This is a genomic window from Oleiphilus sp. HI0080, assembly GCF_001635135.1.
On the sequence record NZ_LWFU01001151.1, the window covers coordinates 1 to 1,074 of the forward strand.

The 1,074-nt window shown below is 47.8% G+C and carries 1 protein-coding gene; it reads right to left on the reverse strand.

The features are described from left to right. Positions 1-371 precede the first annotated feature (371 nt). Positions 372-1,074: FGGY-family carbohydrate kinase (locus A3751_RS20715; protein ID WP_255376110.1), on the reverse strand; the 703-nt coding region annotated here is incomplete at its 5' end.

The window sequence follows — 1,074 nt, forward strand, 5'->3', positions numbered from 1 at the left end:
AATTCAGAATTGTGAAACACGACAAGCCATTGCGGTATCACCTTGGGAACAGACAGCATAAGCACGGGCTGGGCATGCACTATAACGCGACTTGCCTATCACTGATCAGCAATAGAGCAGTACGAAACAGACTGAAACAAAACGGTAACATTGCTACGAAACTGCTTACCGAAAGCCTCTACTCTATAGAGTTTCGGAGCATTAAAATTCAATTGTGGATTAAATGAAGTATCCCGATTCAGCGAAGCGTCTCGCGAGACGCTTCGCTCTTTTTCGAGTTATTTGATCCTCAATTATTTAAGAACGCTCCACGCTCGACGCAACATCGACTGGAGCGTTTTTTCGTTTTTGATGCATCAATTTTATCCAAGCTACTTCTCGGGATAACCAGTGATATCTTGAATAGACCGGTACAAAGGCTGCAACTGTTTGTACATCTTCAAATACACCTCTTTGTATAATCGGTCGTACACTTTGTGTACCTGCTGATCTGGCTCAAACCTTTTACCAACACGCGTCATACTCTTAATCGCCGCTTCACAGTCTGGATACCACCCAAGTGCAACCGCTGTGTCCATCGCCGCACCCAAGCCGGAGGTTTCATAGGTATGAGGCCGTTCAACGGGCAAACCAAAAATATCTGCCGTGAGCTGCAAAGCAGCGTCACTTTGAGACCCTCCTCCCGATACGCGCAGAAGATGCACTTGCTGCTTATTGCGTTGTTGAAGCCGTTCAAGCCCGTCTCGCAAGCCGTAAGCAAGACCTTCGAGAATGGCGCGATAGACATGCGCACGAGTATGCACATCACCAAAGCCAATAATTCCGCCCTTCGCCTCAGGGCCTGGATCTCTCACCCCAGGCGTCCAATAAGGCTGTAGCATCAAGCCCATAGAACCGGGCGGAACCGTATTAACAAGCTCATCAAACAAACTTTCAGGGCTGACATTCTCTGCTTCGGCGATACGCTGCTCTCGCAAACCAAACTCTTGCTTAAACCAGCTAACCATCCAAAAACCACGAAAGATCATAATTTCCGAGCAATAGTGATCAGGAATTGCAGACGGATAAGCGGGC